This window comes from Sphingopyxis granuli (assembly GCF_001559015.1).
In the GTDB taxonomy this organism is placed as follows: Bacteria; Pseudomonadota; Alphaproteobacteria; order Sphingomonadales; family Sphingomonadaceae; genus Sphingopyxis; species Sphingopyxis granuli.
This window is the reverse complement of sequence record NZ_CP012199.1, coordinates 3,393,853-3,416,965: the sequence shown is the minus strand read 5'-3', so window position 1 is coordinate 3,416,965 and position 23,113 is coordinate 3,393,853. Positions and strand designations below refer to the sequence as shown.

Below are 23,113 nucleotides of genomic sequence, written 5' to 3'. Positions count from 1 at the left end.
GGGATTCGATCGGAGCCGAGATGACCAATAAAGAGCTGGCAGATCAGTTGAACGTGACCGTGGGTTTGACCGGAAAAGATGCAGTTACGGTCAATGTTATCCGTCAATGGGTGGATTGGGATGTTCTTCCCAAGGCGACGGCGAGAGGCCGGATGGTAGGCACGGCGCCTGCATGGTCGCGGGACAATGAGAGCCAGATACGCGCCGTTCGGCTGGCCGAACTTCGAAAGGCAGGAATACGCCGTAAGAATGCCGTTATCGCACAAGCCTATTTTGAATGGGAACACCCCGATTTCGATCTGGTGCGAGACGCAATTTTGAGTGAATTTATAAAATGGCGCGCCCCATTGAATCGCCGCCAAACAACTTTCTTTGGTCAAAAGTCGTTCGCGGAGGTTGGCGCTTGGAAGCAGCGGGCGATCAAGAACCAACTGGGTCCGCTCGATCAGCGTTTTGTTGGGACATTACTTGAGCAGACGTCGGAGTTTTATGCATCGTTCATCGATGCGGCTCGTACCGGCGATGCCGATACCAGACGAATGACATCCATGCTAAACGAAGCAATAAACCGATATGGCCCCGAAATTGAGCAGATGTTTCCAAAAGAGCGCATCGCCGCCGTTGCGCCTCTGATAGCTGGACTAACAGGCGACCCGGATGAAATCGTAAATTCGGGAGAAGCGACAATCCGAAACGCGACACCCGATCAATTTGAAAAAGCCCGAAAATTCGTTAGACTAATAATCAATATGTCGGAATTTCCATTCGCTCAAATTGCAACGATGCACCTAAGAGAAAAATACCGAGACATAATTGAATTATATTCTCGGCTCCATCCTCAAATATCAATCGGACCATGGATGATATTCATATTCGTTATCGCCTTGCATGTTCACATTAAATTTCCTGAATTGGGACGCCATTTTCCCGACATAACTAAAATTTTCGACAGTATTTATTGTTATAATTCTTAGAACTTGCTATGAATTTTCATGCTTTTGGACACGGAATTTGACCGATCGGAAATTGCCGACGAATGGGCGATTCGCGGCGATAACTGGCTGATTGAAGCGTCGGAAAAGATGCCGCCGCGCAAGCGACGTGAACGCAATTCCACTCCGCTGATTATCACCGGACAAGGGGCATCGCTGCGCGTAGAGAATGGCGCGCTGGTCGTTCGGGACGGCTTCACTCATTATCCGCAAAAGCAGGTAACGCATTGTTTCTTTCCCGGCAGTCGGAACATTCCGCAACGTATCCTATTGCTCGACGGCAGCGGCAGTCTGTCTTTCGACGCGCTGTCATGGCTTGGCGAACAGGGCGTTGCGCTGGTGCGGGTCAAATGGAGCGGCGAAATCGCGATTGTCGCAAGCGGCACCGGCTATGCCGCCGATCCGGCCAAGGTCGAATGGCAGCGCGAGATAAACGCCGACCACGATAGCAGGCTGGCCTATGTCGCGGACCTTATCCGCCGTAAGCTGGTCGCCAGTCTGGATGTTCTGACCGACCATATTCCGCCAACACCGAAATGCGCCGTCGCTGTCGAATATCATTGCAAAGCCATTGAACGGCTCGACCAAGGCGACTTTTCGGAAATGAGCGATTTGCGCGGGATCGAAGGGCATTGCGCGTCGGCCTATTTCCGGGCGTGGCAGGGTTTGCCGATCAAATGGACGGGACGCCGCGCCGTACCCGACGAATGGCGGGCCTATGATATTCGCAGTTCGATGGCGAACGGGATCAAGCCGATCAACCGCAGCGCGTCGCATCCCGTCAATGCCATGCTCAACTATGCCTATGCCGTGAAGCAGGCGCAGCTACAGATACAGGCTATTGCCGATGGCTACGATCCGACCATCGGCATCCTTCACCACGGACGGCGTGGCAAGCCTGCCTATATCTTCGACATCATCGAGCCGGAACGCCCCAAAGTTGATGCGGCTATTCTCGCCTTCATCGCCAGCCGGTCATTCAGCGCGGCCGATTTCATTCTGCGTAAGGATGGCGTTTGCCGACTGTCGCCGCAATTGGCGCGGGTCGTTGCGATGCTCGCCGCTTAATCAACGCGACGGCTTGCGCCCCGGCTTCAAGCCTGCTGGCGGTTTTGCATCGGACGGCAATTCCTTGACCAATTCGCTGACATGGACCGAAAGGGTCGCAGCAATTCGGTCGAGTATATCGATCGAGGGATTTTCCTCGCCTCGTTCGACTCCGCCCAAATAAGACCGGTCCACGCCGGAATCGAAGGCCAGCCGCTCTTGAGAAATATCGCGCTCGATGCGCAGACGTTTCACATTGATACCAACAAGTTCGCGCCCTCGCATGACGCGACTGGACACTTTTCGATGGCCATAAAACCACTGGATATATCCATCATATTAATGTTTTGGCCGTAGCGTAGCATCGTAACAACGAGAGGTTATCATGCGCTACAACCACTTTTTGACCTGTCTTCTTTTCCCATTCGTAAGCATCTCTGTGACGTTGGTAGCTGCCGAACCAGAACAGCGACAGGCACCAACTTCTGCAACTGAAGCTAGAGACATCAATGGTCTGACATTGGGCGACCACATCACAAAAGTTCGGGAAAGGATTCAGTTATCGCATTTGGGAGGCGGTGATTTCGAAGGGCATGAGGATGAAACCTATTACAGAATGGCGTTCACACCTTTGGGCCGATTGTATCATATCGAATCAACTCAGCCCATCGGGCGCTTCTCTGTCGATGCTGAATTTTTGGCACAGCTAGGGCAACGTCTGACATCGAAATATGGTCCTTCGAAACTTCAGACAGCAAACCCTTGGAGATGGGGTATTGTCGAGCCCGTCACCATGTACGGAGACATCAATACCCATATGGAAACGAACTGGGCGTACGCGATGCTGGGGAGCGAAGGCCCACAAGTCACACTTCAAATCAACATGCTGGATTTCCGGATCCTGTGGTCGGACCAAGCGAAACTGAACCGGAGCCCAAAAAGTGAAGCACAAAAGCGGATTAGGTTCTGAACCGCGTAATCGCTAATGTCAGCAATCGACCGAAAGGCGCCATTTGTCTCCCCTCCCGCAGGCGGGAGGGGAAACTAGGGCATGTCTCAAACGACCGTTTTCCACCCCATTTCAGACTTTGACGCTTTCCACCCCTCGTGACAGAGTGAATCAAAATACTGCGTTGTGGTCATTTGCAGAATTTCTACACGTGATCACTATACCCCCCCGCCTTCGCGGGAGCACGTGGATTTTCACGCAAAGGCGATTCGTCTTTTCAATGATTGCGGAATTCGTCCTCGCTGCCTTGGCGAGCTTGCTCCCTTTCTTGGCATGGCGGCGCGGCATGCCGCATGGCTTTCAATGAAAGCTGCTCGTCCGAAAAGCGAAAGAGCCATGCGAAGGCTGGCACGCCGCGATATTTTAGGAAAGTCCTTTCAGATCGCCCCGAACCGCGGATCTGGCCGCGCGCCTTTCCGCATGCTCCCCGCCTCCCAGTTTGCGCAAACGATTCTCAATATCATTCTTGACCCCATGATCAGCCGCCTCTAGGGCGACGCTATTGCGAATCAATCGCAATCATTCAGGGGAAGAGAATTGATCAGCCACCGCCCGTCATCCGCTGCCCGTCTCGCCGCCGGCGCGGCGCTCGGTCTCGCGCTCGCCGTCACGGCGGCGCCCGCGGTCGCGCAGGATAATGACGGCGCCTATTGGCTCGCGCGGAAGAATCACATCGTGGTCACCGCGACGCGCATCGCAACGAAGGCGGAGGATGTTCCGGCCACCGTCACCGTCAAGACCGACGAGCAAATGGCCGACGAACTCGTCACCGACATCCGCGACCTCGTCCGCTTCGAACCCGGCGTCAGCGTCCAGCGCCAGCCCGCGCGGTTCAACGCGGCTCTCAGCGCGACGGGGCGCTCGGGCAACGACAGCTTCAACATCCGCGGCATCGGCGGCAACCGCGTTCTGATCCAGGTCGACGGCGTCCGCGTTCCCGACGGCTTCAGCTTCGGCGCGCAGGCCGCGGGGCGCGGCGACTATGTCGACCTGGGCCTCGTCAAGTCGGTCGAGATATTGCGCGGCCCCTCGTCGGCGCTCTATGGGAGCGACGGTCTCGCCGGCGCGGTCAGCTTCATCACCGCCGACCCGGCCGATTTCCTGGAGGGCGGCAAAAGCGTCGGCGGCCTCGCTCGCGCCGCCTACAGCAGCGCCGACGAGGAGTTCAGCGAAACGCTGATCCTCGCGGGGCGCAGCGGCGACTGGTCGGCGATGGCGGCCTATACGCGGCGCGACTACAAGGAACTCGACAACAAGGGGACGGTCGGCGGCACCGGCACGGCGCGCACCGAACCCAATCCGCAGGACGGCCGCTCCGACGCGCTGCTCGGCCGCATCGTCTATGATCCCGCGAACGGCCACAAGCTGCGGCTGACCGGCGAATATCTCGACACGCGCCTGTTCACCGAGGGGCTGACCGGGCTCAGCCCGACGGTCGAACTGCTCGAGGCGCGCGACACGGGGCAGCGCAAGCGCGTGTCGCTCGACTGGAGCTGGCAGGGCGAGGGTGCGATAGATTTCGCGCGGGTCGCCCTCTATTGGCAGGACGGCGAGGACCGGCAGTTCACCGACGAGGATCGCACCCCGGCGGTTGACCGCGAACGCCTGAACACCTTCGAAAACCGCGTGTTCGGCGCATCGGCCGACGCCCGCGCCGACTTTGCCACCGGCGCGATCGCGCACCGGCTGGTGTTCGGCGGCGATATCAGCAAGACGCGCCAGCGCGGCGTGCGCGACGGGACCGTCCCGCCGATGGGCGAGGTCTTTCCGACCCGTGCCTTTCCGACCACCGACTTCACGCGCGCGGGCCTGTTCGTCGGCGATGAGATTTCGATCGCCGACGGACGGCTGACGCTCTATCCGGCGTTGCGCTTCGACTGGTACGACCTGTCGCCGCGCAACGACCCGTTGCTTCCAGGCTTCACCGGCGCCGGGCAGGACGGATCGCGCCTGTCGCCCAAGTTCGGGGTGGTGTGGAAGATCACCGACGAGGTGCGGCTGTTCGCCAACTATGCGACCGGCTTCAAGGCGCCGGAGCCGGGCGAGGTGAACCAGTTCTTCGAGAATCTGGCTTTCGGCTACACCTCGGCGCCGAACCCCGACCTGGGGCCCGAGCGCAGCGAAAGCTTCGAGGGCGGCGTGCGCTTTTCGACCGACCATGTCAGCCTCGACGTCACCGCCTTTTCGGCGCGCTACAAGGATTTCATCAGTCAGGAAGATGTGGGGGGCAGCGGCACCGCGGCCGACCCGACCATATTCCAGTTCGTCAATCTCGATCGCGTCAGGGTCAAGGGGGCCGAGGCGCGGTTCGAGGGGCGGGCGTCGTCCGGCCTATATACGACGCTCGCCCTATCCTATGCCAAGGGCGACGTGATCGACCCGTCGGGCGCCCGCTCGCCGCTGTCGAGCGTCGATCCGCTCAAGCTCGTCGCCGGCGTCGGCTGGCGCGAGCCGGGGCAGGGGCGCTTCGGCGGCCAGATCATCATGACGCACAGCGCCCGCAAGGAAGCATCGCGCGCCACGGGTGTCTGTTCCACCGAATGTTTCCGCCCCGACGATTTCACCATCATCGACGCGACCGCCTTCGTGCGGATCACCGATGGGCTGACGCTGCGTGGCGGCATCTTCAACATCCTCGACAAGAAATACAGCTGGTGGAGCGACGTGCGCAGCCTGGCGATGACCGCGGTTCCGCCGCCGGCGGGATCTCCGCCGGGGACGCCGCCGACCTTTGTCGCTCCCGCCAGCGCCGATGCCTATACCCAGCCCGGCCGCAACGCGAGCGTGTCGCTGAGCTATCGTTTCTGATCGTCAAACCGGAAGAAGACTGCACCATGACCCGATTTCGCCCGTTCGCCGCCGCGCTGTTCCTCGCCGCCGCGCTGCCCGTCGCCGCTTCGGCGCATCCGCCGATCGCGGCCGAGGAGGCCGCCGCGAATTTCGAACGCGACCGGGCCGACATCTTGGCGATGGCGGGCAATTATCACGTCGGCTTCAACATGCAGGAATCGACGCGCTGGGACCCCACCTACGAGGTACTGGAACCGAAGCGGTCGGGGGGCAACGAGGTCGTCCGGGTGATCGAGGACACGGGGCGCCGGATCGTGCTCCAGCACATGCTGGTCATCACCGACGACAACGACAAGACCTTCGTCATCAAGCATTGGCGGCAGGATTGGGAATATGAACCGGCGCGGGTGCTCGTCTATGCCGACCGCAACCGCTGGCAATGGGAGGATGTTCCCGAGAAGATGCGGACCGGCCGCTGGTCGCAGACGGTGTGGCAGGTCGACGACAGCCCGCGCTATGGCGGCTGGGGCCAGTTCGAGACGCAGGCCGGCATCCGCCGCTGGCGCTCCAACTGGACGTGGCGCCCGCTCGCGCGCCGCGATGCGGTCCGCAATCCCGCCTATGACCGCTATTATTCGATCAACCGCCACCAACTGTCGCCAGACGGCTGGATTCACTGGCAGGACAATACGAAGATGGGGATCAAGGGCGGCAAGCTCGTCCCGATCGTCCAGGAATATGTCCTCAACACCTATATCAAATATGACGATTACGATGTGAAGGCGGCCGACGATTATTGGGCCGCGACCAGGGATTACTGGGCCGCCGTGCGCGCCGAATGGGACCGGGTCGCGCGTGAGAAAGGTGGCATCGCCATCGAGGAACAGGCCGATACCGGCACCGTCGTCAGCGGCCGCCTGCTCGAGATCGCCGACGAGGTTCAGGAAAGGAAGCTGACCACCGCCAAGGCGATCGCCGAGGCGAAGAAGCTGATCGAGACCAACACGAAGACGCTTTGATCTCTCCCTTCACGCATGTGAAGCCCGCAACTGGGGGCGGCCCGCAAGGGCTGCCCCCGATCTTTGCCGGCTCGGTTATCCGCGCGCCGCGTCAACGCTCCAGATGCCCGCGCCGCGGGTCGCGACGAACAGGAAGAGGAAGCAATAGAGCGCGATCGTCTCGCCGCCGTTGACGATCGGGAAGATATCCTTGCTGCCGTGGACCATCCAGTATCCGACCGCCGCCATGCCGCTGGCGACGAAGGCGGCGGGGCGCGTGAACAGGCCGATGACGATCAGCCCGCCCGCGACCAGTTCGATTGCTCCCGCCGCGCTCAGCATCGGGTTGAGCGGCATCGGGAAGGCCGTCGGAAAATTGAAGAATTTCTGCATCCCGTGCGCGAGGAACATCAGCCCCGCGACGATGCGCAGCAGCGCATAGGCCTGTTCGGCGTAACCATCGAGAAATTTCATGACCAAATCCCTCCTTCGCTGTCGATTGCATGTGTTAGGTCAAGCGCGGCCCGTTGCATAGCGCCGCGCGCGCAGCCTCGAAGACGACCTTGAGCTTGCCAGGCCACGTGGCGCAGCGCGACCGAACATGGAACCGGGCTTTCGCCGGGCAGCGGCTTTACCGGGAGGGGGATCATGACGGTGCGAATGCGATTATTTTCCGCCGGCATGTCACAATGCCCGCGCCTCGCTCGTCATGTTCGTATGTTCAAGCCAAGGAGACATGCGATGACCTCTGTGACCGACCCCTTTGCCGCCGCGCCGGCCCTGATGAAGCAATGGATGAGCCTGTCGCTTGCGACGCAGGACAGCCTCGAGCCGAGCCTGATCGAACTGGTGAAGATCCGCTCGTCGATCCTCAATGGCTGCGCGAGCTGCATCAACATGCATACGGCGGAAGCGCGCGAGAAGGGCGAAAGCGAGCAGCGCCTCTATCTGCTCGCGGCATGGCGGGAGGCGCCGGTCTACACCGACCGCGAACGCGCCGCGCTCGCGTGGACCGACGCCCTGACCCGCCTGTCGCAGGGCCATGCGCACGAACCGGCGCGGGAGGCGCTGGAGGCGCATTTCACGCCTGAGGAGCAAGTGAAGCTGACGCTGATGATCAACGTCATCAACGGCTGGAACCGCCTCGTCGTCGGTTTCGGCCTGTGGTACGAAGGCGGCAAGGCCGTGAAGGCCGCCTGATGCCGGAAGCGGGCATCGCCGGCGCGGCGGCGGCGGATGCGGCGGCGAGTTTCGACCCGCTGCGGCCGCTGCTCACCCGCGTCGCCTATCGCATGCTCGGCTCGGTCGCCGATGCCGAGGATGTGGTGCAGGATGCCTTCCTCCGCTGGCTTGGCACCGATCGCGTGGCGGTCGAGGTGCCGGCGGCGTGGCTGCGCCGCACCGTGACGCGGCTGTGCCTCGACCAGCTCAAGTCGGCGCGGCGCCAACGCGAGACCTATATCGGACCGTGGCTGCCCGATCCGCTCGTCGAGGAAGCGGCCGACGACGATGTCACGCTGCCGCTGATGCTCGCGCTCGAACGGCTCTCCCCTCTCGAACGCGCGGCCTTCCTGCTGCACGATGTCTTCGGCGTCGGCTTCGACGAGGTCGCGGCGACGATCGGCCGCGACGCCGCCGCGACGCGCCAACTCGCGGCGCGGGCGCGCAGGCACGTCCGCGAGGCGCGCCCGCGCTACAGGCTCGAAAGAGAGCAGGGGCTCGCGATCGCCAACGCCTTCTTCGCCGCGTCGCGCGGCGGCGACATGGAGGCGTTGGGCACGCTGCTTGCGGCGGATGTCGGGCTGTGGTCCGACGGCGGCGGCAAGCGTCCCGCGGCGATGGTGCCGGTGCTCGGCTTCGCGCATGTGATGCGGGTGCATCGCAGCCTCGCCGTGCTGTTCGCCAAACATGCCTCGACGCTGGTCCATGTCGGGACGATCAACGGATTGCCCGGCTTCGTCACCCGCGAAGCCGACGGCGAATATCAGACGACGGCGCTGGAGGTCGAGGCGGGGAAGGTCGTCGCCATCTATGTGATGCGCAACCCCGACAAGCTGAAGCATATGCACTAGGGCGGGCTGACCCGGACGGAATCGTCATTGCTAGGAGCGCAGCGACGAAGCAGCCTCCAGCTATCGCTCCGCCCTGCCGATAGCTGAAGATCGCTTCGCTCCGCTCGCAATGATGAATTGGATAAGCGCAGGATGACGCCTGATCGCCCCCGCGACGGGCGCGCTTACCCCTTCTGGCGTTCGCGTGCGCGCCGGAACCCGTCGCGCGCCGTGCAGCGTGCGAGCCAGGCGGTCGTCGCTTCGCCCAGCACGTCGTCCGCGCCCAGCGTCGTCGCGAGGAAGGCGGCATAGCCGATCGCGATGTCGGCGATGGTGAAACGTCCGGCGACCAGCCAGTCGCGGCCGTCGGACAGCGCCGCCTCGATGCTCCGCGCGCGCCCTCCGAAGAAGGCCTTGTAGTCGGCAACCGCCTGCGCCAGCCGCCGCTCGGGCGGCTCGACGCGCGTGTAGCGGATCATGATCGCGAGCGGAAAGGTCAGCGTCGCGTCGCTGCGGTGCAGCCAGTTGCGCCACGCCCAGTAATCCTCCTCTTCGCGACGCACCTCCAGCGGCGTGCCTTCGGCGATGCGCTCGCAGATCGCGGCCGATTCGGTCATCAGCCGCCCGTCCTCGACCCAGCCCGGCACCGTCATCAGCGGGTTCACCGCGCGATAGTCGGGCGCGAAGGCGCGCGGCGGGAAGGGCAGCAGGCGAAGATCGATGGCCATCCCCGCTTCCTCGGCCGCCCACAAGCAGCGCAGCGACCGCGCGTCGGCGCAGTGATAGAGGATCGGTCGCGTCATGCGGTGATATCCTTCTGCCGCTCGATATGGAGGCGATGCTCGCGCCAGGCGATGAACAGGCCGCTCGCGATGATCAGCGGTGCGCCGACCCAGGTCGTGTCGGCGGGCAGCGTGCCGAAGAAATACCAGCCGCAGGCGATCGACCAGAGCAGGCTCGAATAATCCATCGGCATCACCACTGCGACGGGGGCGAGCCGCAACGCGCCGGTCAGCGCCATCTGTACCACCGCCCCGAGCACGCCGAGCCCCGCGAGCAGCGCCCATTCGGCGGGGCTGTGCGCGGTCATCACGAAGGGCAGGGCGAGCCCCAGCGGCACCAGCGAGATCAGGCTGAACCAGAAGACGATCGCCATCGGGCTTTCGGTGCGCGCGAGGTCGCGGACCTGGATCGTGATGAGCGCGGTCATGATCGCGCCCGCCAGCGCGATCAGCGTGCCCATGCCGTGCTCGCCGGCAAAGCCGCTCGACACGACGGTGGTCGGGTTGAGCACGACGAGGACGCCGAGGAAGCCGACGATCACCGCGCTTCCCCGCTGCCAGCCGGTGCGTTCGCCCAGGAAGATCGCGGCAAAGATCACCGCAAAGATCGGCACCGACAGGTTGATCGTCGTCGCCTCCGCCATCGGCAGGAAGATCATGCCCCCGAAATTGAGCGCCATCCCCGTCAGCCCCATCATCGCGCGGCGCGCATGGGTGCCCAGCCGGTGGGTGCGATAGAGCGACAGCCCGCCGTGCGTCATCGCCCAGGCAACCAGCATCGGCAGGACGATCGCCTGCCGCCAGAACAGGCTTTCGACGATATGGATGCCCGCCGCGTCGATCAGCTTCACCAGCACGAACATCAGCGACAGGCTGAGCATGGCGAGAAGGCGAAGCGCGATGCCGCCGAGATAATGCTGCGGAACGTCGAAGGGGCGGGCGGCGGTCATGCGGGGTCCGCGCATATCAGCCCGGGGGTGCTTTGCAAGCTATGCATCGGCATTGCCGCGATCCCGGGCAATTGCACGCGCTTATCTTTCCTCCCCTCCCGCTTGCGGGAGGGGAGACAACTCTTCGCAGCCATTTCAGACGGGACCCGCAACCTGCACTCGCAATCCCCTTGCGCACTCCTGCCCGTTGCGGCTAAGGGCGCTGTCCGGCCTAGGGGTATAGCTCAGCTGGTAGAGCATCGGTCTCCAAAACCGAGGGTCGCGGGTTCGAATCCTGCTGCCCCTGCCAGGCCGCCAAAGAGGCCACGTCCTCGCCCGCACCGTGCGGGTTTCATGTCCGGGACGGCCCGGCAGCCTGTTGAAGGAGGCTGCCCATGGCCTGGGTCTATCTTGCGATTGCCGGCATACTCGAAATCGTCTGGGCTTTTTCGATGAAGCAATCCGACGGTTTCACCCGATTGGGTCCGTCGCTCGTCACGCTGGTCGCGATGACGGCCAGTTTCGGCCTGCTGTCGTTGTCGATGAAGGCGCTGCCGCTGGGAACCGCCTATATGATCTGGACGGGAATCGGTGCCGTCGGCGCGTTCGTGGTCGGCGTCGTCGTGCTCGGCGAGGCGATGAGCGCGATGCGGATCGCGGCCGCGGTGCTGATCGTCTGCGGCCTGCTGCTGATGAAGCTGGCGTCGCCCGCCTGAGGGCGTTGGTGAAGTGGAATGCGGAGGCGCCTGGCCCCTATGGTCCGGCCAGGCGGGAGGCGCTTCAGGATTCGAAGCGGCGGATGCTTTCGAGGTCGGCGCCGCCGAGCGGCGAGGCGAACCAGATGCCGGCGCGATTCTTGCGCGACCAGCGGACGATACCGCGCCGGCGGACGTCCTCGCCCAGCGCCAGCGTCAGTTCGGTGCCGGCTTCGAGCCGGCCGTCGTGGATGATGCCGGCGCCGTTCTGCGACAGATTCTCGATCTCGACCGGAAACTCGCCATCGTCGGTCACGGCGAGCGCGCGGCCCTGGACGGGCAGGCGCGGCGGGCGATATTCGCCCGACTGCCGCTCTGCGGCCAGCTGGCGCAGGATATCGAGCGCATTGACCGGTGCGTCGAATGCGACGCCGCAGCGTCCCTCGCGCGCCCAGACGACCTCGCCGGTCAGCACCACTTCTTCGGATAGTGCGATTTCCAGCCGCTCGCCGGTTTCCACGGCGACGCTGGTCGCCAGCATCATGCCGCTGTCGGAGATATTACGCACGCGCCACAAGCCCGCGTCGCCTTCGCGCGCGATCTTCGCGATGCGGAACACGGTACAATGACGATTTCCGCCGCGGCGGTCCTCGATGGGGGCACTCGCATCCGCAGGCCGCGGCGTGGGAGCGCGAGACATGGTCATAGGCTTTTCCTCTTCATGGCGACCCGAAAGAGCGCTTGGGGACCTATGCGTTTACGGAGAAACCATAGAATATTAAGGCAGTTTAGTCGATATATATTGTTCCTGAAAAATATTTATTAATATATTATTAGGGGTTATGTATTTTTGTCGGGCGGACCGGCCGCAATCTTCGGCGGTCACGGGCGCACTTGCCAAGGACGGGGCGCGCGGGTAAAGGCCGCCCATTCGGACAGATGCGCCGTTTTCCATCCGCCTTTCGCCGACCTGTCGGGGAGGGTGGGCGGAGTGGTGCCCGAAAGCGCGCTTGACGCGTAGCGGGCGGCAACCCATCTGACCCGGACCACGGACGTTTGAAAGACAGGACGATCGACATGGCCAAGAACAGCCCGGCCGAATTCCTCAATCAGGTGCGCGCCGAAGCCCGCAAGATCGTGTGGCCGACCGGCAGCGAGACGGTGCGGACGACGATCATGGTGCTGATCATGACGGTGATTCTGTGTTTCTTCTTTCTGGGCATCGATTCAGTTTTTCAGTTCATCGTTAGCTGGCTGACGTCGCTCGCGCGCTGAGCCGCGCTTTTTCGGATTTCGGGGACAGGACACGCATCATGGCGCGCTGGTACATCATTCACGCCTATTCGGGCTTTGAGAACAAGGTCCGCGATTCGGTGCTCGCGGAAGCCGAGCGCATGGGGCTCGGCGATTTCGTCGAGGCGGTCGAGGTGCCGGTCGAGACCGTCACCGAGGTGAAGCGCGGCAAGAAGGTGCAGGCCGAGCGCAAATTCTTTCCCGGCTATGTGCTCGCCAAACTGACGATGACCGACGACGTCTATCACCTCGTCAAGAACACGCCGAAGGTCACCGGTTTCCTCGGCTCGTCGGGCAAGCCGCAGCCGATCAGCGAGGCCGAGGCGGCGCGCATCCTGAACAGCAAGGAAGAGGCCGCGGCGCGGCCCAAGACCGAGGTGCGCGTCGATTACGAGATCGGCGATCAGGTCAAGGTGCTCGAAGGCCCGTTCGCGAGCTTCAATGGCGTCGTCGAGGAACTGGATTTCGACAAGGCGCGCGTCAAGGTCAGCGTGTCGATCTTTGGCCGCGCGACCCCGGTCGAGCTCGATTTCGAGCAGGTCGAACGGATGAAATAAGCGTCGTCCCGGCCGGGGCCGGGGCCGTTGGCGATTGCGGCAACGCAAGCGATCCCGGCTTTCGCCGGGATGACGAAAAGGGGCATGACCGTGACATCCCTCTCTCCTTCCGAGCTTCAGGCGCGCATCGCCCGCGCGCGCGAGATCAACGCCGGCGTTTCGGCCGAGACGGTCGTCGGCGCCGTCATGCGCCTGTTCGACCTCGATCCCGTTCCGGGGGTCGAGGACGAGTTCACCTTTCCGGCGCTGCCCACCACCGCGCGCGACCGCATCTTCGGCGGTCAGGTGATCGCGCAGGCGATGGTCGCGGCGGCGCGCACGGTCGAGGCGGGGAAGCAGATCCACTCGCTCCACGCCTATTTCCTGCGCGGCGGCGACGAGACGAAACCGCTGCATTTCCGCATCCACCGCGACTTCGACGGGCGCAGCTTCTCGAACCGCCGCGTCGTCGTGCGGCAGGACGGCAGGGTCATCTTCAACCTGACCGCCTCCTTCCAGTTCCCCGCCGAGGGGCTGGCGCACCAGGTGCCGATGCCCGATCTGCTGCCGCCCGAGCAGTGCTGGGACTTCACCGATTTCGTCGCCGCCGATCCCGACATCTCGGAACGCCACCTCGCGCACATGTCGCGGCGCCGGCCGTTCGAGATTCGCAGCTATCGTCCGCCCGCCTCGGCGCAGGCGACGCAGCATTATCAGTGGTTTCGCGTCGCCGCGCCGATCGGTGACGATCCGCTCGTCCATCGCGGTTTCCTGGCCTTCGCCTCCGACATGGGGCTATTGTCCACCGCAATGCTGCCGCACGGCGTGAGCTTCTGGACGCCGGGGATGGTGTCGACCAGCCTCGACCACGCGATGTGGTTCCACGGCGACATCCGGGTCGACGAATGGTTCGTCTTCGTGATGGACAGCCCGTGGACGGGCGGCGACCGTGGGCTGTGCCGCGGGGCGATCTATCGTCAGGACGGCACGCTGATCGCGCACGCGGCGCAGGAAGGACTGGTCCGCTACCGCCCGCAGGGGTGACGATCGGGCTTGTTTTCGGCGGCATTTGCGCCTAAGCGCGCCGCTTCGCGTCAGATACGGGCGCGAATCCGCGCGGGAGGAGGGGTGATGCCCTCCGTTTGACCGCTTATTTTGAGGCTCGCCGTCCGCGGCGCGCCGACAGAAAGAAAGGAGGCCATCATGGCCAAGAAGATCAGCGGCTATATCAAGCTGCAGGTTCCGGCGGGGACCGCGAACCCCTCGCCGCCGCTCGGGCCGGCGCTGGGTCAGCGCGGCGTCAACATCATGGAGTTCTGCAAGGCGTTCAACGCCGCGACCGATGGGCTCGAAAAGGGTCAGCCGACCCCGACGATCATCACCGTCTTCGCCGACAAGAGCTTCACCTTCGTCACCAAGACGCCCCCGGCGACCTATCTCATCAAGAAGGCGGCGAACCTCAAGTCGGGCTCGAAAGAACCCGGCAAGCTCGTCGCCGGCAAGATCGCCCGCTCGAAGCTCGCCGAGATCGCCGAGCTGAAGATGAAGGATCTGAACGCCAACGACATCGAACAGGCGACGAAGATCATCGAAGGCAGCGCCCGCTCGATGGGCCTCGAAGTGACGGAGGGCTGAACCGATGGCAAAGCTGACCAAGAAGCAGAAGGCGCTCGAGGGCAAGGTCGACGCGACGAAGCTGCACAGCGTCGATGACGCGCTGAAGACGGTGCGTGAACTCGCCTCGGCGAAGTTCGACGAAACGCTCGAGATCGCGATGAACCTGGGCGTCGACCCGCGTCACGCCGACCAGATGGTGCGCGGCGTCGTCACGCTGCCCGCCGGCACCGGCAAGGACGTCAAGGTCGCGGTCTTCGCGCGCGGCGACAATGCCGAAAAGGCGCTCGCCGCCGGCGCCGACAAGGTCGGGGCCGAGGACCTGATGGAAGACATGCTCGCGGGCAACCTCGACTATGGCCGCGTCATCGCGACGCCGGACATGATGGGCATCGTCGGCCGCCTCGGCAAGACGCTGGGTCCGAAGGGCCTGATGCCGAACCCGAAGCTGGGCACCGTCACCCCGAACGTCGCCGAAGCGGTGAAGGCGGCCAAGGGCGGCCAGATCGAGTTCCGCGTCGAAAAGGCGGGGATCATCCACGCCGGCCTCGGTAAGCTGTCGTTCGGCGAGGACAAGCTGCGCCAGAACTTCGACGCCTTCGTCGATGCGATCGTCAAGGCGAAGCCGGCCGGCGCGAAGGGCAAATATGTCCGCAAGATCGCGATATCGTCGTCGATGGGCCCGGGCGTGAAGATCGACGTCGCCGAAATCGGCGCCTGATCTGCACCACCGAGATTTGGGGAAGGGCCGGGGGAACTCCGGCCCTTTTCTTTTGGGAAATGCGTATTTCGATCTTCTTCTCGTCATCCCGGACTTGATCCGGGATCCACTCATCCGACACTGGCGTGAATAGATCCCGGATCAAGTCCGGGATGACGATGAAAGGATAGGCCCAGTCCTGTTTCTGGATCGCACCTTATTCCCTGAGCCCCCTCAGCGCCGCCCCTGCTGCAAACGGGCCGATCACGGTCAGCAGCAGGCTCGACGCGGCGAGCAGTTTCACCGCGCCGCGCCCGGCTGGGTCGAGCATTCCGGCGCCGAAGATCAGCAGCGGCACCGCCAGCGGCAGTACCAGCAGGCCGCCGATCGCATTGCCGCCTTTCAGCCCCGCCGTCAGCGCCGCGCTCAGCACCGCGAGCGAGGCGAGGGCAGGGATGGCGATGGCGAGGCCGGTCGCCAACGTCTCGACGCGGACGCCGTCCTGCGCCAGCAGCGCCGCCGCGGGGAGCAGCGCGATCAGCAGCGGCAGGCCGAAGCCGATGGCGTGGGCGGCGATCTTGATCGCAGCGATGATCTCGTCGGCGAAACCGCGCACCGCAAGCTGGTCGAGCACCCCCGCCTCGCGGTCGGGGCGGACGAGGCGGTCGATGGGAAGCAGCGCCGCGAGCAATGCCGCGACCCACACCATGCCGCCGCCGGTGCGCGCGAGCAGCGGCGCGTCGGGGCCGACGGCGAAGGGGAAGGCGGTCGCGACGAGCAGGAAGAAGGTGACCGGCAGCCATAGCGCGCCGCTGCCCCATGCGCGCCGCAGGTCGCGCCAGAACAGGGTGAGGAGGGCGGTCATCGGTCCTTTCCCGTGGCATTGCCGCCCCAAATCCGCTTGTGCAGAGCTTGTCGAAGCACCGTTCTTCCTTCTTTTGAGGGCGAAGGAAAGAACGGCCCTTCGACAAGCCCAGGGCGAACGGAACGGGGGTGGGGTTGATCCGGGATCATGCCAGCGCTCCCAAGTCGAGTTCCGCCATGCCCTCGATCCCGAGCGCGAAGTGCGACGCCAGCAGTACCGCGCCGCCGTTCGCACGGTGCGCGGCGATAGCCGCAACGAGCCGCGCCCGCGCCGCGTCGTCCATGCCGTTCGCGGGCTCGTCGAGCAGCCAGATCGGTGCCGCGCTCGCGATGACGCGCGCCATCGCGGCGCGCTTGCGCTGGCCGGTCGACAGCATCGCCACCGGCACTTCGGCGAGCGGGGCGAGCGCCATCGCTTCCATCGCGCGCGCCACCATCGGTCCGTCGATGCCGTCGATCCGCGCCCAGATGTCGAGCGCGCGGCGCAGCGGCAGTTCGGCGTCGAGCGCCGTCGCCTCGTCGATCAGCGCGGTGCGTTCATGGCGCTCCACGGTTCCGGCGGCGGGGCGCAGCAGCCCGGCGGCGAGGCGGATCAGGCTGGACTTGCCCGCGCCGTTCGGACCGCGCAGCCACAGCGCCTCGCCGCGCGCCAGCGTCAGCGACAGCCCCTCGAACAGCAGCCGGTCGCCGCGGATGCAGGCGACGCGGTCGAGGCGCAGCAGCGCGTCGGTCACGCCATGTCTTCCAGCGCGTGCATGTCGTCGTCGGAGAAGCCGAAATGATGGCCGATTTCGTGGATCAGCACATGGCGCACAAGCCAGTCTAGCCGTTCGCCGCCCTCGATCCATTCGACGAGGATCGGGATGCGATAGAGCGTCACGCGGTCGGGCATGCCGCCGCTGTGGTCGATGCTGCGTTCGGTGAGCGGGCGGCCTTCGTACAGGCCGGTGAGGTCATAGGGATGCTCGATGTCGAGCGAGGTGAGCGTCGCATCGTCGGCGAATTCCTCGATCGCGATCACCACGTCGCGGATGTGCTGCAGAAAGACGTCGGGCAGCGTCGCCAGCGCCGCCTGCGCCATCGCATGAAAGGCGTCGGCGTCGGGCGCGCCGCCGGTCCAGCCGGCGGGCAGGTCGGAAAGGACGGTCTTGTCGGTCATCGCGCCCTTCCTTATGGCGGGCGCGCGGCCTTGACCAGCGGGAGAAGAACAGGTGGTCCAGAAACTCGACGATGCGGCGCGCGCCGCGCTGCTCGCCCGCTTTCCCGACTGGCGGCACGAACCCGACCGCGACGCGATCGTGCGGCGGTTCCAGTTCGCCGATTTCGCGCAGGCGTTCGGCTTCATGACCAGCGTCGCGATCGTCGCGGAGAAGATGGATCATCATCCCGAATGGTCGAACGTCTACAACCGCGTCGACATATTGCTGACGACGCACGATGCGAACGGCTTGTCGGAGCGCGACGCCCGGCTGGCCGAGGCGATCGAGGCCCTGCTTTGACGCGCCGATGATCCGTTTCGACCGCGCTTATCAGACACTGGCAATCGGGGTGGCGGCGCTGGCGGGCTTCGTCGACGCCATCGGCTTCATCGAGACCGCCGGCTTCTTCGTCTCCTTCATGACGGGCAACTCGACGCGCTTCGCGGTCGGGGTCGCGGAGGGGACGCGCGGCGCGGCGATCGCCGGCGGCCTGATCGCGACCTTCGTGGCCGGCGTCGTTGTCGGTTCGCTCGTCGCCGAACAGTATCGCCGCGTGCGGACGCCCGCGGTGCTGTCGTGCGCGACGCTGCTGCTGTGCGCCGCCGCGGGGCTGCGCGCGGTCGATGCGGTCTGGCCCGCGGTCCTGTGCCTGACGCTCGCCATGGGGGTGGTCAACGCGGCGTTCCGCGGGCGCGACGGCGCGGTGGTCGGCGTCACCTACATGACCGGCACGCTCGTCCAGACCGGCTACAAACTCGCCAACCGGCTGCGCGGCGAAGGCGACGCGCGCTGGTGGCCGCATCTGGCGTTGTGGGCCGGGCTTACCGGCGGCGCGATCCTGGGCGCGGTCGCAGTCATCCAGTGGGGTGTGCTCGCCTATGGCGCCGCGATCGGACTTGCCGCCGCGCTGACGTTGCGCGCCGCGGCGATCGATCGCCAGGCGCGGTGAAGCGGCGCTTGCCTTCGCCGCGCCGCCGCTCCACAAGACCGCAAACCAGAGAGGGGAACAACGCATGTCCGACAGCCTGCTGCGCCGCAAAGTAATCGAGACGGAGGGGCGGGGACATCAACTGGTGCGCACGCTGAGCTGGCCGCATCTGGTAGCGCTGGGCGTCGGGGCGATCGTCGGCACGGGCATATTGACGCTGATCGGGGTCGGCGCCGACAAGGCCGGACCGGCGGTGATCCTGTCCTTTGCCGTCGCGGGCATCATCTGCGCCTGCGCCGCGCTCGCCTACGCCGAGATGGCGACGATGATCCCGGCATCGGGAAGCGCCTATACCTACAGCTATGTCGTGATCGGCGAACTGATCGCCTGGATCGTCGGATGGAGCCTGATCCTCGAGTATTCGCTGGTGGTCAGCGCGGTCGCGGTCGGCTGGTCGGGCTATGCCGCGCCGCTGCTGCAATCCTGGGCAGGCATGCCGATGGCGTTGATGCAGGGGCCCGAACTCGGCGGCATCGTCAACCTGCCGGCGATCGCGATCATCGCCCTCGTTGCGGGGATGCTGCTGTACGGCACGCGCGAGAGCGCGACGGTCAACGCGATCCTCGTGCTCGTCAAGATCGCGGCGCTCGCCGTGTTCGTCGCGGTCGCGCTGCCCGCCTTCGATGCCGCGAACCTGGAGCCGTTCAGTCCCTATGGCTTCGCCAAGCACATGGGTCCCGACGGCGTCGAGCGCGGGGTGATGGCGGCCGCGGCGATCATCTTCTTCGCCTTCTACGGCTTCGACGCCATCGCGACGGCGGCTGAGGAGACCAAGAACCCCGACCGCGACCTGAAGATCGGAATCGTCGGGTCGATGATCGCCTGCGTCGCCATCTATATCGCCGTGGCCGTGGCCGCGGTGGGTGCGGTCGCCTATGGCCGCTTCGCGAACAGCCCCGAACCGCTGGCGCTGATCCTGCGCGAACTCGGACAGCCGCTCGCCGCGCATTATCTCGCCATTTCGGCGGTGATCGCGCTGCCGACGGTGATCCTGGCCTTTTTCTATGGCCAGAGCCGCATTTTCTTCACCATGGCGCGCGACGGCCTGCTTCCCGAAGGGTTGGCGAAGCTGTCGGGACGCGGGACGCCGGTGCGCATCACCATCTTCACTGCGCTCGTCGTCGCGGTGCTGGCGGGCTTCATCCCGCTCGGCGAACTGGCCGCGCTCGCCAACGCGGGGACGCTCGCCGCCTTTACCGCCGTCTCGTTGTGCATGCTCATCATGCGCCGCCGCGCGCCCGATGCGCCGCGCACCTTCCGCGCGCCGATGCCGTGGGTGATCGGCATCGTCGCGATGCTCGGCTGCGTCTATCTCTTCTTCAGCCTGCCGGTGAATACGCAGATCTGGTTCTGCGTGTGGAATGCGGCGGGTCTCGCCGTCTATTTCCTCTATGCGCGCAAGCGCGCGCTGGCGGCGGCAGCGAACTGAGGTCGGTCCGGCCGCATCGGGCGGGGCGCCCATGCGGTCGAGGGCATGGTATCCACACGGGGGGGGAGGAAATGATGCGGTGTTGGGGGCGGATGCTGGTCGTGGCGGCGGCGACGCTGCCGGCGGGCGCGGCATCGGCGGGCGAGGAACCGCTTTACCGGTCGGCGCCCGAATGGGTGACGCCCGTCAAGCTGCCCGACATGGCGAGCGCGCCGAACGGGTTGCTCGTCCTCGACATCCAGCAGCGCATCGACGGGCCCACCGTCTGGGCGTTCAGCGATACGGCGGTGAAGATCGGCACGCCCGAGGAGCTGTCGCAAAGCAGCAACATCGTGCTGCCCTGGTCGCCCGACAAGGGCGACCTGATCATCCACCAACTCGTCATCCTCCGTGACGGGGCGGAGATCGACGCGCTCGCCAACGGGCAGAAATTCACCGTGCTGCGCCGTGAGCAGGCGCTCGAGCAGCGCGAACTGACCGGCATCCTGTCGGCGGCGCTGGCGGTCGAGGGGCTGCGGGTCGGCGACACGCTGCGGCTGCGCATGTCGACGACGAGCAAGGATGCGGCGCTCGGCGGGCGCAGCCAGCTCGCCGTCCCGTTGCTCGCCGAACCGGTTCGCGTCGCGTCGGCGTCCTATCGCCTGTCGTGGCGCAAGGACGAGCCGCTCAAGTGGCAGGCGCTGACCGGCGGCGTCGATGCCACGCCGCGGCGCAACGGCGATTTCATGGAGTTGCCGATCGCGCTGCCGCTGGCGAAGCAGCCCGAGATGCCCGACGATGCGCCGATCCGCTATCGCCGGCCTCCGATGGTCGAGGCCTCGACCTTTGCCGGCTGGGACGATGTGTCGAAGGTGATGGCGCCGCTCTATACGACCGAGGGGACGATCGCCGACGGCAGCCCGATCGCGGCCGAGGTGGAACGGATCATGGCGGCGACCGACGATCCGCTGCGCCGGACGGCGATGGCGCTGCAACTGGTGCAGGACAAGGTCCGCTATCTGGCGGTCGGCATGGACGGCGGCAATTATGTACCGCAGACTCCCGCGAAAACGTGGGATGCGCGCTATGGCGACTGCAAGGCCAAGACCCTGCTGCTGCTCGCCATGCTGCACGCGATGGAGATCGACGCGGAGCCGGTGATGGCGCATGCCCAGCTCGGCGACGCGATCCCCTCGCGGATTCCGAGTGTGCTCGCGTTCAACCATATCCTCGTGCGGGCGCATGTCGGGGGCAGGGCGCTGTGGCTGGACGGCACGGCGCTCGGCACCAGGCTGCCCGACCTTGGCGACCCGCCGCCTTTCGGTCATGTGCTGCCGGTGCGGGCGGGCGGCGCGGAGCTGGAGCGGATCGACGCGCGCCCGCCGGCGCGGCCGATCGTCGATCTCGCCCTCGACGCCGACGAAAGCACCAGCGTCGACCTGCCGTCGGTGATGACGGTCGACATGACGCTGCGCGGCCAGCTTGCGAGCCTGCTCACGCTGGCGTCGTCTCAGCTCGGCGCGAAGGAGAGCCGCGACCTGACCCAGCGCCTGCTGCAGGAATATGTCGGCGAAGCCCAGTTCGAGGATGTGACCGTAACGCCGGCGGTCGAGGACGGCAGCGTCTCGATCCGCGCCCGCGGCGTGTTCGGCAGCGCCTGGGATCGCGTCGACAAGCGCACCGAGCGCTGGCTGGCGCGCATTCCCGATATCGTGGCGTTCGCGCCCGACCGTGCGCGCGCCGCCTGGGCCGATATTCCCGTGGCGACGCCGGGTCCCGATCGCGCCCGTTACCGCCTCCGCATCCGCCTGCCCGACGGCGGGCGCGGGTATCGGATCGAAGGCGAAGGGGCGCTCGACGGCCGCTATGGCGGTTATGAGGTGCAGCGATCGGTGACGCTGGCCGACGGCGTCGTCACCGTCGACGAGACGCTGGCGACCTCCGGCACCGAGATTCCAGCGGCACAGGTCGCGGGAGAGCGCGACCGGGTCGCGACGATGCTGGGGCAGGCGCCGCGGATGATCGCACCCGAGGACGCGCGCCGTCGCTGGAACCTCGCCGGGGCGGCTTCGACGTCGCAGCTCGACGCGATCAAGGCGATCTATGCGGCCAATGCCGCCAAGGCGGACGAGGAGAATATCACCGCGCTGACCAGCGCCACGTCGTTCCAGCGCGGCATCGGCGATTTCAAGGCGGCCGAGGCGATGCTCACGCGGCAGATCGCGCTGCTTCCTTCGGTCGATGCTTATCTGGAGCGGTCGGCGGTCCGCAAGGAGCTGGGCAACAGCGCGGGCGCGATCGCCGATGCCGAGGAGGCACGCAAGCTCGACCCCTCGTCGGCGTCCGCGATATCGTCGCTGGCGTGGCTGGTCGCCGCGCAGGGCGATGTCGACCGGGCGGCGCGGCTGCTCGACGAACGCATCGCGCTGGGCGGCAAGGCGCGCGACGATTTCCGCTTCGCCAAAGCGGCGATGGTCGGCGAGTTCGGTGAAGCGCAGGCCGCCATCGAGGCGTTCGACGCGCTGATCGGGGAGAAGCCGGGCTCGCCGGCGCTGCTCAACGCGCGTTGCTGGGTGAAGGCGACGCGCAATGTCGCGATCGACACCGCGCTCAAGGACTGCACCTCGGCGATCGAGCTGAGCGAGAGCACGGCCAACATCCTCGACAGCCGCGCGCTCGTGTGGATGCGGCTCGGCCGCGACGAGGATGCGCTGCGCGACCTCGATGCGGCGCTGTCGCAAATTCCGTCGCTCGCCTCCAGCCGCCTGCTGCGCGCGATCGTCAACAAGCGGCTGGGTCATGGCGAGCGGGCGGCGGCCGACCTGGCGGTTGCCCGCCAGCTGTCCCCCGCGCTCGAACGCGATTACGCGCGGTTCGGCCTGAAACCCTGATCGTCGGGCGCGCGCCAGTCGAAGGCCAGCGGCGCCTCGCGAAAGGCGAAGCGGTCGAGGTGGCGGGCGACCACCTCTTTCAGCGCTTCGAGATGCTCGGCGCTGCTGGCGTCGATGCGGACGGTCAGCGCGGCGGCGGTAGCGTCGAAGGTGACGCGCGCATCGCCGGGCCAGTCGGCCCCGCGCACGTCGCGCGGGAACACGACCGTTCCGCGATCGGAGGTGAACTCGACCGCCAGATTATGCTGCCAATGCTTGCACAATTGCTGGAGGTATCGACTGGCATGCCCGGTCGGCACCGTGGCGGTGGCGGCGCTCATTGCTTCC

Annotated in this window: 27 protein-coding genes and 1 tRNA gene; 19 read left to right on the top strand and 9 right to left on the bottom strand. The window is 65.3% G+C overall.

The genetic code is table 11. From position 1 onward, the window contains the following. Positions 1 to 20: 20 nt before the first annotated feature. Positions 21 to 974 (top strand): hypothetical protein, encoded by a 954-nt coding sequence (locus SGRAN_RS22325; RefSeq protein ID WP_148650897.1) that lies wholly within the window; start codon positions 21 to 23, stop codon positions 972 to 974. Positions 975 to 992: 18 nt separating this feature from the next. Further along, positions 993 to 2,060: a CRISPR-associated endonuclease Cas1 gene (gene cas1, locus SGRAN_RS15635; protein ID WP_067185197.1), complete on the top strand. Its 1,068-nt coding sequence runs from the start codon at positions 993 to 995 to the stop codon at positions 2,058 to 2,060. On the opposite strand, the gene SGRAN_RS21890 is transcribed toward cas1, so the two are convergent. Further along, positions 2,061 to 2,339 (bottom strand): helix-turn-helix domain-containing protein, encoded by a 279-nt coding sequence (locus SGRAN_RS21890; protein WP_237233537.1) that lies wholly within the window; start codon positions 2,337 to 2,339, stop codon positions 2,061 to 2,063. Positions 2,340 to 2,424: 85 nt separating this feature from the next. Between SGRAN_RS21890 and SGRAN_RS22320 the strand changes: the two genes are divergently transcribed. The 4 genes from SGRAN_RS22320 to SGRAN_RS15620 all read left to right on the top strand — a co-directional run bounded on the left by SGRAN_RS22320 (position 2,425) and on the right by SGRAN_RS15620 (position 6,857). Continuing rightward, the gene (locus SGRAN_RS22320; protein ID WP_148650896.1) at positions 2,425 to 3,009 is read left to right on the top strand and encodes a hypothetical protein; all 585 of its coding nucleotides are present in this window, start codon (positions 2,425 to 2,427) and stop codon (positions 3,007 to 3,009) included. 225 nt (positions 3,010 to 3,234) lie between these two features. After that, the gene (locus tag SGRAN_RS22315) at positions 3,235 to 3,540 is read left to right on the top strand and encodes a hypothetical protein (protein ID WP_148650895.1); all 306 of its coding nucleotides are present in this window, start codon (positions 3,235 to 3,237) and stop codon (positions 3,538 to 3,540) included. Positions 3,541 to 3,585: 45 nt separating this feature from the next. Further along, positions 3,586 to 5,856, top strand: a complete 2,271-nt coding sequence (locus SGRAN_RS15625; RefSeq protein WP_237233536.1) for a TonB-dependent hemoglobin/transferrin/lactoferrin family receptor — start codon at positions 3,586 to 3,588, stop codon at positions 5,854 to 5,856. A 26-nt stretch (positions 5,857 to 5,882) separates the two neighbouring features. Continuing rightward, positions 5,883 to 6,857, top strand: a complete 975-nt coding sequence (locus SGRAN_RS15620; protein ID WP_067185193.1) for a DUF6607 family protein — start codon at positions 5,883 to 5,885, stop codon at positions 6,855 to 6,857. Between the two features lie 75 nt (positions 6,858 to 6,932). Here SGRAN_RS15620 and SGRAN_RS15615 read toward each other — a convergent pair whose 3' ends face one another. Continuing rightward, a complete protein-coding gene (locus SGRAN_RS15615) occupies positions 6,933 to 7,310 on the bottom strand; it encodes a DoxX family protein (protein WP_067185190.1) in 378 nt (125 codons plus the stop codon). A 267-nt stretch (positions 7,311 to 7,577) separates the two neighbouring features. Here SGRAN_RS15615 and SGRAN_RS15610 point away from each other — a divergent pair, with 267 nt between their 5' ends. Beyond that, positions 7,578 to 8,036, top strand: coding sequence for a carboxymuconolactone decarboxylase family protein (locus SGRAN_RS15610; protein WP_067185188.1), 459 nt, complete (start codon positions 7,578 to 7,580; stop codon positions 8,034 to 8,036). Further along, on the top strand, positions 8,036 to 8,908 hold the full coding sequence (locus SGRAN_RS15605) for a sigma-70 family RNA polymerase sigma factor (protein ID WP_067185186.1): 873 nt from the start codon (positions 8,036 to 8,038) through the stop codon (positions 8,906 to 8,908). The genes SGRAN_RS15610 and SGRAN_RS15605 overlap by 1 nt, the downstream gene beginning before the upstream one ends. 164 nt (positions 8,909 to 9,072) lie before the next feature. On the opposite strand, the gene SGRAN_RS15600 is transcribed toward SGRAN_RS15605, so the two are convergent. Both SGRAN_RS15600 and SGRAN_RS15595 read right to left on the bottom strand, forming a co-directional pair. After that, positions 9,073 to 9,690 (bottom strand): glutathione S-transferase family protein, encoded by a 618-nt coding sequence (locus SGRAN_RS15600; protein ID WP_067185183.1) that lies wholly within the window; start codon positions 9,688 to 9,690, stop codon positions 9,073 to 9,075. Next, entirely contained in the window at positions 9,687 to 10,619 is a 933-nt protein-coding gene (locus tag SGRAN_RS15595; RefSeq protein WP_067185180.1) for a DMT family transporter, read from the bottom strand. The genes SGRAN_RS15600 and SGRAN_RS15595 overlap by 4 nt, the downstream gene beginning before the upstream one ends. A 213-nt stretch (positions 10,620 to 10,832) precedes the next feature. Here SGRAN_RS15595 and SGRAN_RS15590 point away from each other — a divergent pair. After that, positions 10,833 to 10,908 (top strand) — tRNA-Trp (locus SGRAN_RS15590). An 85-nt stretch (positions 10,909 to 10,993) separates the two neighbouring features. Next, a complete protein-coding gene (locus tag SGRAN_RS15585) occupies positions 10,994 to 11,314 on the top strand; it encodes a DMT family transporter (protein WP_067185178.1) in 321 nt (106 codons plus the stop codon). Positions 11,315 to 11,378: 64 nt separating this feature from the next. Here the strand turns inward: SGRAN_RS15585 and SGRAN_RS15580 are convergent, their stop codons facing one another. Beyond that, positions 11,379 to 11,999, bottom strand: coding sequence for a PilZ domain-containing protein (locus SGRAN_RS15580; protein ID WP_067185175.1), 621 nt, complete (start codon positions 11,997 to 11,999; stop codon positions 11,379 to 11,381). A gap of 371 nt (positions 12,000 to 12,370) precedes the next feature. On the opposite strand from SGRAN_RS15580, the gene secE reads away from it, so the two are divergent. The 5 genes from secE to rplA all read left to right on the top strand — a co-directional run bounded on the left by secE (position 12,371) and on the right by rplA (position 15,457). Then, positions 12,371 to 12,568 carry a preprotein translocase subunit SecE gene (gene secE / locus SGRAN_RS15575; RefSeq protein WP_067109334.1) on the top strand — a complete coding sequence of 66 codons (198 nt, stop codon included), beginning with the start codon at positions 12,371 to 12,373 and terminating at the stop codon, positions 12,566 to 12,568. A 38-nt stretch (positions 12,569 to 12,606) separates the two neighbouring features. After that, a complete protein-coding gene (gene nusG / locus SGRAN_RS15570) occupies positions 12,607 to 13,143 on the top strand; it encodes a transcription termination/antitermination protein NusG (RefSeq protein WP_067109332.1) in 537 nt (178 codons plus the stop codon). 84 nt (positions 13,144 to 13,227) lie between these two features. After that, positions 13,228 to 14,166: an acyl-CoA thioesterase gene (locus tag SGRAN_RS15565; RefSeq protein WP_148650894.1), complete on the top strand. Its 939-nt coding sequence runs from the start codon at positions 13,228 to 13,230 to the stop codon at positions 14,164 to 14,166. Positions 14,167 to 14,325: 159 nt separating this feature from the next. Next, a complete protein-coding gene (rplK, locus tag SGRAN_RS15560) occupies positions 14,326 to 14,757 on the top strand; it encodes a 50S ribosomal protein L11 (RefSeq protein WP_067109329.1) in 432 nt (143 codons plus the stop codon). 4 nt (positions 14,758 to 14,761) lie between these two features. Next, on the top strand, positions 14,762 to 15,457 hold the full coding sequence (gene rplA, locus SGRAN_RS15555; protein ID WP_067185172.1) for a 50S ribosomal protein L1: 696 nt from the start codon (positions 14,762 to 14,764) through the stop codon (positions 15,455 to 15,457). Between the two features lie 196 nt (positions 15,458 to 15,653). Here rplA and SGRAN_RS15550 read toward each other — a convergent pair whose 3' ends face one another. The 3 genes from SGRAN_RS15550 to SGRAN_RS15540 form a co-directional block, all read right to left on the bottom strand. Continuing rightward, positions 15,654 to 16,301: a heme exporter protein CcmB gene (locus tag SGRAN_RS15550; RefSeq protein WP_067185170.1), complete on the bottom strand. Its 648-nt coding sequence runs from the start codon at positions 16,299 to 16,301 to the stop codon at positions 15,654 to 15,656. A gap of 145 nt (positions 16,302 to 16,446) precedes the next feature. Then, a complete protein-coding gene (ccmA, locus tag SGRAN_RS15545; RefSeq protein ID WP_067185168.1) occupies positions 16,447 to 17,034 on the bottom strand; it encodes a heme ABC exporter ATP-binding protein CcmA in 588 nt (195 codons plus the stop codon). Further along, positions 17,031 to 17,459: a metallopeptidase family protein gene (locus SGRAN_RS15540; protein ID WP_067185165.1), complete on the bottom strand. Its 429-nt coding sequence runs from the start codon at positions 17,457 to 17,459 to the stop codon at positions 17,031 to 17,033. The genes ccmA and SGRAN_RS15540 overlap by 4 nt, the downstream gene beginning before the upstream one ends. Before the next feature lie 52 nt (positions 17,460 to 17,511). Between SGRAN_RS15540 and SGRAN_RS15535 the strand changes: the two genes are divergently transcribed. The 4 genes from SGRAN_RS15535 (at position 17,512) to SGRAN_RS15520 (ending at position 22,786) form a co-directional block, all read left to right on the top strand. Then, on the top strand, positions 17,512 to 17,799 hold the full coding sequence (locus SGRAN_RS15535) for a 4a-hydroxytetrahydrobiopterin dehydratase (protein ID WP_067185162.1): 288 nt from the start codon (positions 17,512 to 17,514) through the stop codon (positions 17,797 to 17,799). A gap of 7 nt (positions 17,800 to 17,806) precedes the next feature. Further along, positions 17,807 to 18,448 (top strand): YoaK family protein, encoded by a 642-nt coding sequence (locus SGRAN_RS15530; protein ID WP_067185161.1) that lies wholly within the window; start codon positions 17,807 to 17,809, stop codon positions 18,446 to 18,448. A gap of 64 nt (positions 18,449 to 18,512) precedes the next feature. After that, positions 18,513 to 19,916: an amino acid permease gene (locus SGRAN_RS15525; protein WP_067185157.1), complete on the top strand. Its 1,404-nt coding sequence runs from the start codon at positions 18,513 to 18,515 to the stop codon at positions 19,914 to 19,916. Positions 19,917 to 19,987: 71 nt separating this feature from the next. Continuing rightward, positions 19,988 to 22,786, top strand: a complete 2,799-nt coding sequence (locus SGRAN_RS15520) for a DUF3857 domain-containing protein (RefSeq protein ID WP_237233535.1) — start codon at positions 19,988 to 19,990, stop codon at positions 22,784 to 22,786. On the opposite strand, the gene SGRAN_RS15515 is transcribed toward SGRAN_RS15520, so the two are convergent. After that, positions 22,759 to 23,106 carry a DUF2218 domain-containing protein gene (locus SGRAN_RS15515; protein ID WP_067185153.1) on the bottom strand — a complete coding sequence of 116 codons (348 nt, stop codon included), beginning with the start codon at positions 23,104 to 23,106 and terminating at the stop codon, positions 22,759 to 22,761. The two genes, SGRAN_RS15520 and SGRAN_RS15515, sit on opposite strands and share 28 nt — an antisense overlap. Positions 23,107 to 23,113: the final 7 nt, after the last annotated feature.